This window comes from Solibacillus merdavium, from assembly GCF_014836935.1.
In the GTDB taxonomy this organism is placed as follows: Bacteria; Bacillota; Bacilli; order Bacillales_A; family Planococcaceae; genus Solibacillus; species Solibacillus ferritrahens.
The window spans coordinates 77,194-93,617 of the sequence record NZ_JACSPW010000005.1; the positions used below are offsets into that span (position 1 = coordinate 77,194).

The 16,424-nt window shown below is 36.5% G+C and carries 15 protein-coding genes and 1 riboswitch; of the genes, 7 read left to right on the plus strand and 8 right to left on the minus strand.

Features of this window, described 5'->3' with window-relative positions:
* The first annotated feature begins 213 nt into the window (after window positions 1-213).
* From plsY to H9632_RS07060, 4 genes are all read left to right on the plus strand, one after another.
* Window positions 214-816 carry a glycerol-3-phosphate 1-O-acyltransferase PlsY gene (gene plsY, locus H9632_RS07045; RefSeq protein ID WP_191703408.1) on the plus strand — a complete coding sequence of 201 codons (603 nt, stop codon included), beginning with the start codon at window positions 214-216 and terminating at the stop codon, window positions 814-816.
* Window positions 817-923: 107 nt separating this feature from the next.
* Complete coding sequence (locus H9632_RS07050; protein WP_191703409.1) at window positions 924-1,214, plus strand: HesB/YadR/YfhF family protein; 291 nt, start codon at window positions 924-926, stop codon at window positions 1,212-1,214.
* A 109-nt stretch (window positions 1,215-1,323) separates the two neighbouring features.
* Window positions 1,324-1,950 (plus strand): YczE/YyaS/YitT family protein, encoded by a 627-nt coding sequence (locus H9632_RS07055; RefSeq protein WP_191703512.1) that lies wholly within the window; start codon window positions 1,324-1,326, stop codon window positions 1,948-1,950.
* Window positions 1,951-2,075: 125 nt separating this feature from the next.
* A complete protein-coding gene (locus tag H9632_RS07060; protein ID WP_191703410.1) occupies window positions 2,076-2,846 on the plus strand; it encodes an ABC transporter ATP-binding protein in 771 nt (256 codons plus the stop codon).
* 36 nt (window positions 2,847-2,882) lie between these two features.
* Here H9632_RS07060 and metA read toward each other — a convergent pair whose 3' ends face one another.
* The 3 genes from metA to H9632_RS07075 form a co-directional block, all read right to left on the minus strand.
* Window positions 2,883-3,824: a homoserine O-acetyltransferase MetA gene (metA, locus tag H9632_RS07065; protein WP_191703411.1), complete on the minus strand. Its 942-nt coding sequence runs from the start codon at window positions 3,822-3,824 to the stop codon at window positions 2,883-2,885.
* Between the two features lie 196 nt (window positions 3,825-4,020).
* A riboswitch (SAM riboswitch) is annotated at window positions 4,021-4,129 on the minus strand.
* Window positions 4,130-4,192: 63 nt separating this feature from the next.
* On the minus strand, window positions 4,193-4,948 hold the full coding sequence (locus H9632_RS07070) for a nucleoside-diphosphate sugar epimerase (RefSeq protein WP_191703412.1): 756 nt from the start codon (window positions 4,946-4,948) through the stop codon (window positions 4,193-4,195).
* A gap of 15 nt (window positions 4,949-4,963) precedes the next feature.
* Window positions 4,964-8,710, minus strand: coding sequence for an AAA domain-containing protein (locus tag H9632_RS07075; protein WP_191703413.1), 3,747 nt, complete (start codon window positions 8,708-8,710; stop codon window positions 4,964-4,966).
* 267 nt (window positions 8,711-8,977) lie between these two features.
* Between H9632_RS07075 and H9632_RS07080 the strand changes: the two genes are divergently transcribed.
* A complete protein-coding gene (locus tag H9632_RS07080; RefSeq protein ID WP_191703513.1) occupies window positions 8,978-9,178 on the plus strand; it encodes a DUF4177 domain-containing protein in 201 nt (66 codons plus the stop codon).
* A 97-nt stretch (window positions 9,179-9,275) separates the two neighbouring features.
* Here the strand turns inward: H9632_RS07080 and H9632_RS07085 are convergent, their stop codons facing one another.
* The 3 genes from H9632_RS07085 to H9632_RS07095 all read right to left on the minus strand — a co-directional run bounded on the left by H9632_RS07085 (window position 9,276) and on the right by H9632_RS07095 (window position 11,507).
* On the minus strand, window positions 9,276-9,791 hold the full coding sequence (locus H9632_RS07085) for a P-loop NTPase family protein (protein ID WP_191703414.1): 516 nt from the start codon (window positions 9,789-9,791) through the stop codon (window positions 9,276-9,278).
* Window positions 9,792-9,892: 101 nt separating this feature from the next.
* Window positions 9,893-10,924, minus strand: coding sequence for a site-2 protease family protein (locus H9632_RS07090; protein ID WP_191703415.1), 1,032 nt, complete (start codon window positions 10,922-10,924; stop codon window positions 9,893-9,895).
* 157 nt (window positions 10,925-11,081) lie between these two features.
* On the minus strand, window positions 11,082-11,507 hold the full coding sequence (locus tag H9632_RS07095) for an acyl-CoA thioesterase (protein ID WP_191703416.1): 426 nt from the start codon (window positions 11,505-11,507) through the stop codon (window positions 11,082-11,084).
* A gap of 481 nt (window positions 11,508-11,988) precedes the next feature.
* Here H9632_RS07095 and H9632_RS07100 point away from each other — a divergent pair, with 481 nt between their 5' ends.
* Window positions 11,989-13,737: a methyl-accepting chemotaxis protein gene (locus H9632_RS07100; RefSeq protein ID WP_191703417.1), complete on the plus strand. Its 1,749-nt coding sequence runs from the start codon at window positions 11,989-11,991 to the stop codon at window positions 13,735-13,737.
* Window positions 13,738-13,817: 80 nt separating this feature from the next.
* On the opposite strand, the gene H9632_RS07105 is transcribed toward H9632_RS07100, so the two are convergent.
* On the minus strand, window positions 13,818-14,168 hold the full coding sequence (locus H9632_RS07105) for a hypothetical protein (protein ID WP_191703418.1): 351 nt from the start codon (window positions 14,166-14,168) through the stop codon (window positions 13,818-13,820).
* Window positions 14,169-14,256: 88 nt separating this feature from the next.
* Between H9632_RS07105 and H9632_RS19060 the strand changes: the two genes are divergently transcribed.
* Window positions 14,257-14,418, plus strand: coding sequence for a YjcZ family sporulation protein (locus tag H9632_RS19060; RefSeq protein ID WP_191703419.1), 162 nt, complete (start codon window positions 14,257-14,259; stop codon window positions 14,416-14,418).
* An 81-nt stretch (window positions 14,419-14,499) separates the two neighbouring features.
* Here H9632_RS19060 and H9632_RS07115 read toward each other — a convergent pair whose 3' ends face one another.
* The gene (locus H9632_RS07115) at window positions 14,500-16,335 is read right to left on the minus strand and encodes a DNA ligase D (protein WP_191703420.1); all 1,836 of its coding nucleotides are present in this window, start codon (window positions 16,333-16,335) and stop codon (window positions 14,500-14,502) included.
* Window positions 16,336-16,424: the final 89 nt, after the last annotated feature.

Genomic DNA, 16,424 nt, shown 5'->3' on the forward strand with positions numbered 1-16,424 from the left:
AGGCTTTGCAAAGACTAATTGTATCATCAAAAACCGACGTTTAAAAGCCTATCCTTTAATAGTTGATAAACAAATGTAACTTTTTCCCTGTTTCCATCCTGTTATTACGAAAAAATAATACCTCTTTCCTTCTATTAAAAAACATTGTAGAATATTCATAACATACTATTAGTACCAACTAATAATTCTGACATTTGAAAGGAGCACAACTTCTTGATCAACGCTTTAATAATTATTTGTGCTTATTTAATCGGTTCCATCCCATCTGCATTATGGATAGGGAAAATTTTTTATAAAACAGATATCCGAAAGCAAGGCAGCGGTAATTTAGGCACTACGAATACATTTAGAGTTCTAGGTAAGAAACCTGGAATTGCTGTACTGCTACTTGATATTTTTAAAGGGACAGCAGCAGTTTTATTGCCGCTGTTAGCAATTTTCAGTGATAGTACTGTTCATCCACTTATTCTTGGTATCGTTGCAGCAGCGGGGCATATGTTCCCGATATTTGCGAGCTTCCGTGGCGGTAAAGCCGTAGCGACAAGTGCTGGTATCATCTTAGGTTATAATTTGCCATTATTCCTTGTTTTACTTACTGTATTTATCATTTCATTAAAAACGACAAAAATGGTGAGCTTAACTTCAATGATTGCATCAGCAGTGGCGATCATCTATGTAACGATTAATTGGATTGTTACGGGTGAATATGCGCTCTTTATTTTAGTAGCAATTTTAGCTTCCTTTATCTTTTATCGTCACCGCGAGAATATTATACGCATTAAAAATGGAACTGAACCAAAAATTAAAGGTTTTTAACATGCAGGCTGAAGGTTTATACTTCAGCCTTTTTTGTTTCGTTTTAGCAAGCGCGGGTTTTGTAAGTTTTTTTCATTTCCTGCATAATGACAATAGAGGTGAATTGTATGGAAATTAAATTAACAGAAAAAGCAGTCGAATGGTTTAAAGAAGAAATGGAAATAGAACATGGAGACTATATTCGCTTTTATGCACGCTATGGAGGCTCATCTCCCTTTCATGAAGGATTTTCGTTAGGAATGACACGTGAGCAGCCCCATGAAATAGGGATTGAAACCATTATAGAAAATGTACACTTCTTTATTGAAAAATCCGATGAATGGTTTTTTAGTAACCATCATCTAATTGTAGACGTCGATGAAACAACTGCTGAACTTAGCTATTCATATGAAAAATAGCTTTCAAAAAGTTATAATATTTTAAATATATTGTAAATCCGTTTTTCATCCTTGTAATCGATATAATGTGTAAAGATATTGATTACAAGAAGAGGGATTACAATTGAAAGTGAAACAAGGATTTTATTGGCGCTGCCTATTTTTTATCGCAGGGATTATCGTTTTGTCACTAGGTGTTGCCTTAACGATTAAAGGACAAACAATCGGTGTAGGTTCATGGGACGTGCTCCATATAGGACTTTATAAAAATCTCGGTTTAACAATCGGGGCATGGTCCATCATTATAGGGTTAATTATTTTAGCGATTGACTCTATGTTATCAAAAAGACTACCAAAAATAGGTACCTATTTAGATATGTTTTTAACGGGGATTTTTATTGATATCTTTTTGTATGTGCTACCTAATGCACACAACCTTTTGGAGCAAACTTTATCGTTTGTAATAGGTATTGTGCTACTAGGTATTGGTTGTGGCATGTACATGGTGGCTAACCTCGGTGTTGGACCACGCGATACATTAATGCTGTTATTAGTCCGTCGCCTAGGCTGGAGCGTAAACCGTGCACGTACGACAATGGAAGTATCAGTTGCTGTTGTAGGCTTCATTTTAGGCGGTCCTGTTGGTATAGGGACAGTATTTATGGCATTCGGCTTAGGACCGGTTGTTCAATGGGCCCTAAAATGGAATGAAAAGCTGTTTTACCGTGCAGCAGGTGTAGAAAGTGCCGTAATTTAAAATGAGAAGAAAGCGAACATAGTAGGTTTGCTTTCTTTTTTTTCATTAACAATTGTTACAATATTCAAAAAACACTTCCGTAATTAAAATAAATCCCGCATAGTAGTAATTGGAGGTGTTTTTTTATGATACAGATTGAAAATGTCCAACTATACCGGAATGAAAAAGTAATTTTGAATAATTTAAGCTGGCATGTACAAAAAGGACAGCATTGGGCCATTTTAGGCTTGAATGGTTCAGGAAAAACAACCTTGTTAAAAGTAATCAACGGCTATATTTGGCCAAACAAAGGTAAAGTGCAAGTACTGGGTGAAACTTTCGGCAATACATATATCCCTACCCTACGGACACGCATCGGCTGGGTAAGCAATGCAATGATTGATAGCTTCAACTGGCAGGATAATGCAATCGAAATTGTGCTCAGCGGAAAATTCGGTGCGCTCCGTCTATTTAATGACGTGTCCAACGAGGAGATTGAGCAGGCACTATCCTTTATGAAACAGTTTCATTGTGATCATTTGGCAAATAAATCATTTGAGCATTTATCACAAGGTGAACGTCAACGTGTACAAATTGCACGTGCTTTAATGGCAGAACCAGAAATATTAATATTAGATGAACCATGTGGCGGACTTGATCTCATTGAGCGGGAAAATTTACTGCAAAAGATTGAGCAAATAGCACAAGGCAATCACTCCCCTACACTTATTTATGTAACGCATCATGTAGAAGAGATTTTACCGTGTTTTAGCCATGTGCTGTTAATGAAGGATGGTGAAAGCGTAGCTGCAGATACTCGCGAAGTCATATTGAATGAACAATTGCTGAGTGACTTTTTTGGCCGTGAAGTAAGTTTACAAATAGAACAAGAGCGTGCATGGCTTGCAGTAAAATAAAAATGAGCCAGCAAGATATTCCCTTGCTGGCTTTTCTTATATGTGATATTCGATATTTTCCTCAACAAAATGCCATTCATAAGGTGTTTCTTGGTATACGTAATAGTTTAACCAGTTGTAGAATAACAGATGTGAATGGGCACGCCATACATTTTTAGGTGCATTTTGTGGGTCATTATTCGGGAAGTAATTAATCGGAACTTCTGTATTTTCCGGATCCTTTTCAATATCTCGGAAATATTCTTCCGATAGAGTCGTCGCATCATACTCTAAATGGCCTGTAATCATGATATGCTTATTGTTTTTTGATTGAACGATAAATACCCCCGCATCGTCCGAATAGCTAAGCAGACGCAAATCTGGGTGTGCACGGACTTCATCTATTGAGACAGATGTATGGCGTGAATGAGGTGCAACATATTCATCACTGAAGCCTCGTACTAAATCGACCGTTAAATCTGTTATCACATGCGAATAAACGCCGGAGCATTTTTTAGGCAGCTCAAACTTCCCGATACCGAAATGATGATACAGTGCAGCTTGTGCGCCCCAACATATATACATGATCGATGTAACATTTTGATCGGCCCAGTCCATCACATCGGTAATTTCCTTCCAATAGCCTACATCTTCAAATTGCATTTTCTCTACTGGTGCACCAGTGATAATAAGACCATCATATCGGCGGTGCTTAATCTCATCGAATGTTTGGTAGAACGTATCTAAATGTGATTTGGAAACGTTTTTGGATTCGTATGTAGCGGTATTTAAAAATGTAACATCTACCTGTAGTGGTGTGTTCCCTAGTAAGCGCAATAATTGGAGCTCGGTTTTTTCCTTTTCCGGCATTAAATTGAACACTAAAATATTCAAAGGTCGAATTTGCTGAGTTTTCGCACGATCTTCCTCCATAACGAAAATCTTCTCTCTTCTCAGCAGCTCACCGGCAGGTAAATGTTTCGGAATATTAATTGGCATTGCACTTTCCCCCTCTAATCTTTCTAAATAATCTTGGCTTAATAACGCAAAGCTTTTTCGAGCTTCTTTCCTTTCAAATAAATCATTGTAATAGCCGCAGGGGTTTGATCATTGGAGCATGTAATCGAATACTTGCCGAAAAAACACAAAAAACCCCTCATTCCAGCACAACAGAAATGAGAGGTTTATATACCCGTTCTTATCTGCCAAGGTCATTGCCTTGCTGGAAGTAGCACCTTTCTAGTTGTACTAGAGGTTGCTGAAGCATCTACGGGCACAGTTCCCTCCGCTTCTCTTGATAAGACTATTAAATTGACACTAGTGTAACACGGTAGTGTAAGTTTTGCAATAATTCAAAAAATATATATTTACTCAGGCTTTAAATTCTCTTTCTCATAATTGAATAAAATCGTTTCAAGCCTTTCATCCCATGCACCTGTTAACGTATTGTATACACGCATAAAATGTCGCTTTTCCTTTTGATCAAAAAGCAAAAAACATAGAACCGGAATATCATTAATTTGAATTGATTCGGTCGATATAACTTTTGTAATAAAAGTTGGGACCTCCTGTTCTGCCAATGGTTGTTCGCTTAACTGTCGCTGAATAAATTCAATCAGCATCGATTCTTCAATCGCTTCAATTTCCTCGTTTTCAATCGTCGGAAACGGTTCAGGAAACTCCTCTAAATCAGAGAACTCCTCTAGGTCCCCTTCCAGCAGCTGTTCATGAATCGGGCTATATTGTACAAAATGACTTGTTTGCTCAAGCTCCTCTTCAAAAATACCCGATTCAAGCTGCGCCATTCCTTTTGCCGTAAGTGTGAACACTTCATTTTCTTTTTCAATCATGCCCATTCGTAACATTTTATTCGTTAAATCATGGATAAATAACGGTTCAACTAATAAAATTTCCGCTAAAAGCTCGACATTATTCAGCTTCGCCTTCTGAAATGAAATTAGCATCATCTTCATTAAAATATCCATCGCATTCCGCATAACAGGATGATAGTGCACTTCCAACGTGTGAATGGGAATGGCGTATTGCATCTGCTTTTGAATTTCGATGTTTGGATTTTCGTTAAGTTCTTTTTGTAATTGTCCGGTTATGCTGTTTAAATCCACTGTATACACCTTTCCTTACATTGCAAAATAGCCACTTTGCTCTTTTACTGTATTTAATACATGGGAATACATATCGCGTGTTTTCGCATGTTTTGGACGCTGTGTAAACATATCGGTACTGCCGATCATAATAAGCAGTTCACGTGCGCGGGATAATGCTACATTTAGACGGCGATAATCTTTGGCAAACCCAATTTCTCCGCGCTCATGGTCATGATTACGCACCATACTGACGATAATGACATCCATCTCCATCCCCTGGAACTTATCGACCGAGCCTGTGCGGATGTGTAGATGCGGTAAGCTTAGTTCCTGTTCGATGAGACGATTTATGCGTCTTACTTGCTCGGCATAAAACGAAATGACCCCAACAGATTTCTGAGCACCTTGCGGGATTAATCCTTCCGCTTTTGCTTTTTCAGTCGCTTCATTCATTTCCAGTAATTGCTGTTTAATCTGATCAAGCTCCGCTACATTGAATAAGCTTGACCCTTCTTTTACACGCTGTTCAAAATACGGCTTTTCATTCGGAATATCCAGCCACATTAAATGATTGTCGCGCGTAATTTTAGAAGTTTGCAGGAAGTGATCACGTACAGCATCCGAATCTTCCAAACCACATTGCAGGCTTTCCTGTTCATTTTCATAAAACGGTGTGATAGTTGACATAATATTTTTATGCATACGATATTGCAGAGCAAGCATCGTTTTATTTTGAGTTGGTAAGTTATTGTAAAGGCGTTCGAATAAAGATTCTTCCAGTAATTTTTCGAGTTCACGTTTTTCTTCAAACGTCGTACTTTCTTTTACAACTTGCTCCAACGTTTCTTCAAATGTGGCATCTCCTACTAATGGTGGCAATTGATGATGATCTCCTACTAATATGATCTTTGAGCCCTTTAACATCGGTAATAGTAGTTCAGGTGGCGTCGCCTTAGATACTTCATCAATTATGACAACATCAAAAGTTGGATAGTTGTCCATAAACTCTTTATTTGCCGACGCTACACATGTCGTGCCAATGACATTCGCATGCTTCACATATAATTTTCTGATTTCATCTAAATCGTGCGCATTCGCATTTTTCAGTAAACCATACCACTCGTTTTGAAGCTCGGCTGTTACGGGAAGTAAATCGATCTTCACTTGTAATGTTGTAATTTGCGTTGTGAAATGCTCAATTTTTTCGTTTACAGCTACAATAGCTTGTTCTGGATTTAGCTTCGTTAATTGTTCAAGCTCTGTACGGCGTTTTTCGAGTTGCACGCCTTCACTGTTGATTTCTTTAAAGCGTGTAGTCATGTCTTCAACAGTGGCAGTGCCAAGTGCAATTTGTTCATCCAGTACCGCAAGTTCTTCTGCTTTTTTACTGTGCTGAAGCTCTAATCTTTCTCGATTTTGGCGCTGTGTTTCAAATTTCATTTGCTCTAGCTCGTTTGTAGCGAGCAAATCTTCAAGTTCATCCGTTGTATGGCTAACGACGATTGATGGATCTACATTTCCTTTTACGGAATCAATTTGAGTTTGAGTTGCAGCAGCTTCTTCCTGTAATTTTTGAAGGACCTGTGCTTTTTCGTCATTTTGTTCCTTGAACTGAAGCGTTATTTCTTCTTTTAGCTTTTCAAAAATAAGTACAGTTTCACGAATCGAATCCATATACTTATTGTTCAGCTGATCAATATATTGCATGCGCAAATGGATACCTTGGATTGAGCGTGTCCCGTTTTGTGCATTAACTTTTCGGTCGCGGAATGCCATGCTTAGTTTTGTTAAAAATTCCTGTACCTCTTCAAGTGAATAATGATGATTCATTTCCAATTGATCTGGCGTCACATGAATGCCAAGTGCTGTTTCACTGTAATTCAGTGCTTTTTCAAGTCGTTCCTTTACATCCTTTATAGGCTTATATTGCTCCATTTGGGGCTGGATACGCTCTAGAGCAGTAAGTAATCGATCCATTGCATAGTTGCGGCGAATATTATATTCAGTCATGAATGCTTCAATTTCATACACTTTTTTCAAAGAGGCAATTTTGTCGACTATCTTTCCATATTCCGAAGTTTCATTCGCACGTTCGATTTTTAATTGAATCGCTTCATACTGTTGCTCATAACGATGAAGAAGTGACTTGTATTTACTTTGTGCAATTTGCTTTTCATAGTCTATTTTCGCTTCACTTAACTTTTGCTGCTGTTCTGTAAGCTGAACAACAGTCATTCCATCTGCTAATTGCTGATCGAAGTTTGCGACTGTTTCAGCTGTTGTACTTTGCGCTGTTTGTAGTTTTTCGAGTTTACGTTCATTTTCCTCAAGTTCTTTCTTGCATAACGTCAACTCTTTTTTTAATGCACTAATTTTTTCCGCCAATACATGGAGTTCAGCTTTCGCCGCTTCTTTTTGCTGGATTTGCTTTTCAAGTTCTAGCTTTTGTTCATTTAGCGCTTGAATTTCCTTTTGTGCATGTTCAATTTCTTCATTTAAAAGCTGTTCTTTTTTTGTATGCAATGAAATTTCATGACCGATCGCGTTAAACGTTTGCTCCTGCCAATACGCTGCTACATTTTCTTCAATAAACTTTTTGCCTTCTTCTTCAATACTTTCTGTACGTCCATAACGAAGAATTCGAATATCCTTATTCGACAATAGACGACTTAACGCATTATCTACAGCTAAATTTGATTGGGATGCGACGAGAGTTTTTAATCCAGCTTTGGCATTTTGGTAGCAAATTTCCGAAATTACCGTTGTTTTACCGGTACCGGGTGGGCCTTGAATGACATATAAATCTTCTGCACTCATTGCCCCTTCAACTGCCTGTTGCTGATAAATATTTAACTGATTATGAAAATCGATTGATAGAGGCTGTTTCCGCTCTGCAATCGTTGGTTTGTCTTCAAATAAAATTGTTTCCAAATTGGCATTGGCCGCTAATCCTTCTTTTAACCGCTCAAAACCTTTTAATAAGCGCTTAAGCTGTGATTTTGTCGCAGCATTGGAAAATTCAACATCTTCTGATTGAAAATTAAGTTCATTTCTGCGGGCCAAGTTACTGTAATAAGGCTTTAAAGCAATTTCAACTGTATTTTCATTTCGACGAACCTTTGCGACGTCTCCAATCTCCTGTATATAACCGCGTAGTCGGGCACTTAAGCCTTCAATCTGCTTCCAATGTTTATTATCTAGATTTGAAATACGTAATGTCATATGTGTAAAGTCAGCATCATATGTAACGGCTGAAAAACGGGCATGTATATCTTCAATATCTGCATTTTTATTTAAAACTTTTAAATAGCCTTCCCAGCTACTAATTCTTTTATTTACGTATTCAAAGCGTTCCTGTGCTATTGGTAGCTCGGCAATGGCCTGTAAAAACGGCGCTTGGTATGTATGCCCACTAATACGTGAAGCGACAAAATGAATTTTCATCATTGCGCGGCGATTCGTTACGACTGGTGTACCTTTACCACGTGAACGGAAGCTTTTTGCAACGAGACCATTCTTTTGATCAAACACACAGTCCATAATGACAACACGATCATCAAACTTACTTTTCAGCTTTAAATTTTTTTCATTATCAAAATAAATCGTAATATGTGTTTGATCATCTTCCACAGAAACTTTTTCAATTGCGACGACAAAATATTGCTGTAAATTAAAAAAGGCGTGTTCATCAGGAACATGCTCCTTCATCGCTTCCCGCGCAGTATTTGTAAGTAAAATATGGCAGCGAGTTTGCACATTCGCTATTGTTTTTGATGACATGAACACACCTCCCTTATCATTTAATCATAACCTTTATTATATCAATATTATGGGCGCACGTGCAAAAATATTATATAGTTGTATTTCGCCTTTAAAGCATATTTTTAGTAAGAGCAATTGTATAAAGGGTGTCATGTGACCATTTGCTTAACTATTCTTACCAGTTATATTTTTATTTTAAATTTCATATTTATTAAAGGTTTAACCATATACTTAACGAATTTTATAATGGGAGAAATTTTACTAAGCCTGAGGGGGTGAATAATGATGTATGAATACAAATTTATTCAAATTGAATTAAAGCAAGGATTAATGAAGGCAACGGCAAAAGAGGATTACCGTGAAATTGTAAATGAAGAGGCAAAAAATGGCTGGAGACTCGTTCAAATTTTTGCACCAAGTGTTGTCGGTTATGGGTCTGCAGAGAACTTTGAACTAATTTTTGAAAAAGAAATTAACAAAAATTAAGAATCTGATTTTAGCTATTATTAAAATAAGTATAACCCCTTTCATAAAATTAGGAAGGGGTTATACTGTTTAGAATTTATTTTTAATAAATAGCATTTTAATTAAAGTACTTCTTCACACTTTTGGTATTATTAATAACCTTTATCTTATCTTTATGTATCCCATATTTACTGAAAAAATTAACCTTACCAACTTCTTCAAAATAACGATTCCATTTAAACATTTTAAAGAAAATAGTTAATGTTGGTTTATAATTTGCTTGCTCTATTCGAAATTTTTGTTTTAAAAACCTCTTTATAATACGGTAAGTTCTTATTGAGTATTTTGTATTTAAAAATAAAATTAAATCTGCACTATGAAAACAACCGCTTACCCAGTCTTCATTGTGTATTCCTTCAATGATCCAACTGTCTAACTGTAATATACTATTTAAATATGCTTGTCTTTCTTGTTCCGTTCTTCTTATATCTCCAGACTCATGCCTGATCCATACTACATTATCTAATTCGTAATACGGTATATTGAACGTTGAAGATAGTTCCTTTGCTAAAGTTGTTTTACCACTTCCAACAGAGCCAATAATATGTATTCGTTTGTATATTGTCTCCCCCAACCACACCAACTCCGTTCCGGTTAATTATATAAACATTTCGATATTATAGCTGGATTGACCTCTTTAAATACCTGCCCAGTGCTTTCATTAATCTCTAGACATTACTTTAACTTTTCCTCAACTAAATCTGTCAGTCTTTCTTCCGCATAGAAAAATCCGAATTGTGATTTACCTTGTTCGATTTGTTTGCGGTGTTCTGCTAGTTTAGTCGATGCCAAAGCTTCATTTCCGGAAAGTTTCGCAATCATCCACTCACTACGCTTAAAGCTAATCGGCTCAATTGGCGCCATCATCTTATGTAAGTCGTACATTTCCTCTAATGCTGTATGCCTCTGCATCACTAAATCCAGTTGCTTTATATGTGTAATGAATTGCATTGTCATTTTATTTTTCTTTGTCACTGGGATTGATTTATACTCAGTTATGGATTGTGAAGCAGTTTCAAAATTATGCTTCAATAAATCATAGTAAAACAGCAAATAGCTAGTACTAATATTTTCCTCACTTGGTTGTACTGTTCTTGCTTGCTCCACTAAATTGCTTGACCATGATGTCGGATGAACCGGTGTCATCATTTCTTTCATCAGTATAAGCGAGCTAACGAACTGATTCTGATCTTTACCCGATAGTAGTTCCAGTATTACACGTCCATCTGATTTCATTCCTCCGTTAAATGGAATAGCTGTCACTAGAAAAATAACTACATTCAACATTCCGAAAAATAATATAATTTGCAAATTAAGAATATAACCTAAAATAAGAGAACTGCTACCTACTATTAGCGAAATAATTGGTCCCCCTGCTGCAAACCAAAGATGTTGACGACGAATAATTTGTAAGTCATCTGTTTTTGGCAAACAACTTGCGACGCCACCGAAAAACGCCCAGCTTTTATTAACGCTAATCTTATTACGTTCAATCGTAATAGGTCCGGCCGTTAAAAAGTTAAACTGATACCCTGCCGCCACTGCAAACAAGGCATGCCCTAGTTCATGGATAAAAAATGTCGCAATAGCGAGCAAACTAAATAACCAAATCGTCTGAAATGTTTCCGCGAAAGCTGTTAATTGAAAACCGAGCGCAACTAGTGTAAATAAAATTGTCACTCCTAATGGACTTTTAAAAAATTGCATGCTTCTTCCCCCATAATCTGCTATTGTCTCGCCCTAATTATATCCATATATAGTAAAATAGTATAATAGATACCTTTACCACCTGGAATTTAAAATTAAAGGAGCCTAACTGTTTGTACAGTTAAGCTCCTTTTAGTTCATATAAAATAATTAAGTATTAACCCTTAATTTTCGCCACTTCTGCATATTTAGCATCCCACTCTGGGTCTACCTTTTTTAATGCTACTGGGCGGAAATTTTCCTTTTTCACTAAAATATGCTGAGACTTTGCCGTTACAGCAATAGTTCCGTCTTCATGTAAAATTTCATAGCCATATGTAGTACGCAGCTTCGTATGCTCCTCGATCCAAGTCCGTACTGTCGCAGTCTGTCCATAGCGCATTGCTGCCTTGTACTGAATCGAAAAGTCCATAACTGGCGATAAGTAGCCATCTTCCTCAAGCTTTGCATAATTAAACCCTAAATCCTTTAGAATTTGCGTACGCCCTATTTCGCACCATACAAGATAATTTGCATGATACACAACACCCATCTGATCGGTTTCAGCATAACGCACTTCTACTGTTGTTTCTGAAATAAACATTCTCTTCACCTCTAGAGGTATTATAGCGCTAAAAGGCTTGTGTTGTAAGGGTTTTGAATCAACATTCTTCGATTTTATTTTCTATCAGGCGTAAGGTATTTCATCCCTAATATTCTTTTCATTTCTTGGGCTACCCAGTTGCGTAACTGCTCCCTTCCCCCTATTACTTCATTACCATCACAGACTACTCATAATATTCACATCAACTGCCTAAAAGCCTCTTCATTATTAAACTTATCCTTCAATATCATTAAGCCTCTTTTATCCTCTGCTATGGTTCTATCTTTTTTTAAGGTTGGGGGATTCATCTGCTAATATTTTTTCTAGTTTCCCTTCTAATTTTTCTCTTTTCTTAAAAGAATCCAAAATCCCTCCTTTTCCTGCCTTTCCAGACAATCAATATTCGAATATTTAAAATAACTTTGATATCGTTGAAATTTGTAGATTATTGTCGAATATATATAATATTGGGGGAAAACAAATGAAAAAGAAAAGTTTACAGTTACGAAGCATCTCAGGAAAGTTAATGCTACTGATTACAGTTATTATACTTGTGACAGTTGTAATTATTGGCTCAACAACTTATTTTGTTGCCAAAAATCAGCTCTTAAAATCAGGTCAAGGAGAACTACAAAGCATTGTCGAGGGAGCTTATGCTTCATTAGAATTAATCAATGAAGAAGTGGAAATAGGTAAAATAACACTGGAGGAAGGCAAAGAACAAGCGAGAATTATTCTAAATGGACCAGTAAATGAAAATGGGGAATACGATTATCAAAAATCCCGTTTTACTTACAAAGATAATGGCTATATTTTAGCTTATGACGAGAATTTGGTTCTTCAGCTACATCCTTCTAAAATAGGTGGTGCCCCTGCCGATGAACTAAACAGAAGCAATCGGGAAAAGATTGTTACAGGCGGCAAGTCCACAAATGAATCAGATCGCTTTGTCGTTTATTCTGATAAACAACCAGATGGTTCATTTAAAGATAAAACAGCCTATACAGAATTTTTTGAGCCGTGGGGTTGGACTGTGGGGATTTCTGTATTTCAAGATGAATTTTATGAAGGATTAAATATTTTAAAATATATTATCCTTGTTGCAACAGTTGTGCTCATTACTTCAAGTTCTCTTGTATTTTATTTAGGTATTCGAAGGAAAGTTAATACACTAAAAGAAGTAGCTGAAGCATCTGCCAAAATTGCTGACGGTCATATAGTTGTTACCAACCTACCCGAATCAAGTGATGAAATCGGAAAACTTGCGACTGCCTTTAATACAATGTCACAGCAACTGCGCACACTTGTCAAAAAAACCAAAAACACTAGTGAGCATTTATTAGATTCAGCGACTAACTTATCGGCAATTTCAGAAGAAACATCTGCCAGCAGTGAAGAAGTTGGCAGAGCGATTACCGAAATTGCTACTGGTGCACAAGAACAAGCCCAGGATTTGGACAAGATAAACCGAACAGTAGAACTATTAACAAGCTCTATAGAAACGATGGGAAAACAAAGCAAAGTTATGGACGACATTACTAAACATGCAGAAAAAATATCATCCGAGGGAATTGAAATAGTTCATCAATTGCAACAATCAAATAATGATTCTTTAACGGCATCACAAGAAGTCAGTTATGAAATTAAAAATTTAAATAGTAAAGTAAACCAAATTACACAGGTGATGGAGACAATTGAAACAATCGCAGAACAGACAAATCTGTTAGCATTAAATGCGAGTATTGAAGCAGCAAGAGCAGGTGAGTATGGCAGAGGATTTTCAGTAGTTGCCGACGAAATAAGGAAACTAGCAGAGCAATCCAAAAATGCAACTCACCAAGTACAAGAGGTAGTTACATCAATAGTTTCCGAAACTACTAAAACAGTCAAAACTGTAGAAGGAACAATGAAAACTTCTAAAAAATTAAACGAAGATGTTGTCTTGACACAAAGCAAATTCAATCAGATGTCTGATTCGATTAGTCAAATTGCTGAATCGATAATAGTAGTCAATAAAGAAATGGACGTTATGACATCCCATAATAAGTTGATGATTGAAGGCATCGAAAGTGCATCCAGCGTATCAGAACAGACGGCCGCTTCAGTACAGGAAATTGCTGCTTCTATAGATGAACAGATTAAAGCAATTGCCGATGTTGCTAATGCTAGTGAAATACTTACGGAATTAAATCGCGAGTTAAATTCCTTAATGGAGCGATATACTTTATAAAAAGCCAGTGATGCTATTAACATGGGCTGAATGGCCGTATAATGCATTCCATGACTATTCTATGTGTGGCAAAAAAAGCCCTATACCTTTTTACAGGTATAGGGCTTTAATTTATTCGAAATAATAGTTGCCTGGTAACTAAGCTGTTGCATATCGCTATATTGATTGATTTTGGTAACTGTATGCACTTCTACATTAATAATGCCTTTATCACGAGCTTTTCGCATTAGCGCTCGAATTTCTTGACGTCCTGTTTCAGTTAACATAATTTCATCATCTCCTGTCGGATTAGTATTTTCAGGCGGATTCGGCTCAATCGAAGTAACACCAAAGAAATTGTTAATGCCTTTAAAGGTTAGCTGTGCTTGCTTTTCAATTTCATAAGCTATAATTTTTTCATCAATAGCTTTAAAAATGGCGAATTGTAACAATAAATAACACAATCTAAATATTTATGTTCTAATGCCCCTAATCATTCCTCTTTCGTTGAATAGGATAACGAAGAAGGAGGTGACATTGATGGGATATCAAGGATACCAAGAAGGATACCAAGGTAATAACAACTACGGCTACGGATACGGTGGTGGTGGAAATAGTGGCGGCGGTACTGGTTCAACATTCGTCCTAATTGTTGTACTATTCATTCTTTTAGTTATTGTCGGCGCTTCTTTCGCCTATTAATAGCTTGTATAAATAAAAACCAACCATCTGTTGCTAACATTTAAAAGGGTCACTTCCCCCGAGTGCCCCTTTTAATAGTTGTTAACCTAGACCATTCATTTGATCCAAAGCCGTTTTGAAAGGTTGATTTTCTCCAGCTTCCTTAAATTCTCTAAATGGATTACCGAGTATACGAATGCGTTCCATGACATGAATAGTGGTAAACTTTTTCGGCTTCAAATGTTCGTTGACCTCATCCCAGTATAAAGGCGCGGCTACCAATCCATTTGCGTTGCCCCGCGTAGAATAGGGCGCTACAATTGTCTTCCCTTCCCGATGCTGGACGTAATCTAAATACAATCTATTTTCTCTGTTTTTTTTGAGTCGCTCTACTGTAAACCATTTAGGATACTGTTGTTCTAAAAATTTACATACAAATTCAGTAAAAATACCGGTTTCTTTATATGTAAAAGTGTTGAAAGGCAGCGGAATATAGACTTGCATTCCTTTCCCACCTGAGATTTTAATAAATGATTGCAGACTAAAATGATCCAGTATTGCTTTAAGTTTTAATGCAGCATTCACCGCTAAATGAAATTCCTCCACGGATGGTGGGTCCAAATCAAAAACGATTTCGGTAGGTTTATCCGTATGAATCGTCTGAAATGGAATGTGAAATTCTATAGCTAATTGGTTTCCTAGCCATAAAAGCGTTTCGATATTATTGCAAATAACACAATTCGTTTCTTCAGCAATATGTGTTGTTACATAGTCCGGTATATTTTCTAGGTAGTTTTTCTGATAAAAACTTTCCCCTGGTAAGCCATGAGGGTAACGGATAACTGTTAATAACCGATCCTTTAAAAAAGGCATCATAAACGGTGCGACCTTTTGAAGATAAAGTAAATAATCATCTTTAATAATCGCATTTACCGGAAAGACCGGTTTATCTGGATGTGTTACAACTACATTTTCAGGTATTGGATTTAATTGACGTTGCATATTGTTCCAGCTGCATTCGTCGGGATTTATAGTATGCTGGAAAGAATGAAATCTTGGTTCCCTTAATTTACTGCCATCAAAATCGATACAGGCAATTGAAACACATATGGAAGGAGGGATTTCCGAAACTTCATTACCTAGTGAAGTGCCATATGTCTTAAAAAAAGTCGTTAGTGTTTTATTTTCCTCTTCTTTTAGACCGTGTTTAAATGAGACAATTTCCAGTAGATTATCCTCTTTATAAATTGCACCTGCAAAAAAGCCATTGGATTTATCGAATTTTGTTAAGATAACATCTACATATTTCCAGTTTTTAATTTTTAGCCAGCTTGTTGATCTTGTTCCTTCAACCCATTTACTTGTTTTTTTCTTGGCAATAACCCCTTCCCCATTATGCGTTTTCACCCTTTCCCAAATTAAATCACTATCTTCAACAGCATCAATTGCCTGCAGTCGCCTCTCATCAATGTAACTTACAGTTGTAGGGTGATTTATCGAATCAAAAAACTTTGTCAACATTTGCTTTCTAGTAGTCAACTGGCTATTTAATTTTGGCTTCCCCTTATATTGCAATATATCAAAGGTAATATAGTGACAAGGAAAAGTATCGGCATTGGAATTAATAGTTTGGGGATTATTCATTCTTCCCCGCTTTTGTACAATAGAAAATTCACTTTGAAAATCATTTTTAAGGTAAACCACTTCCCCGTCCAATATTAGGGGTAAATGTGGGGCTATCTTGTCGTAGATACTCTCACAGTACTTTATAATTTCCGGGAATTTTTCATTAAGTATATTATCGTTTCTTGATTTCAAAACTGGATAATGTATGTCTTTATCCCATGATAGAATGCAACGGTAACCATCATACTTCGATTCATATAACCAATCACCGACTGGTATTTCATTTGAATCAGTTAATAACATTGGTTTCAAATTTCCAACCAACTTTCGTTTTTCTACTATCTTTAGTTTTTTTCACTAAGACAATACATAAAAATTAATCTTTAGCTCCATAGTAAGGA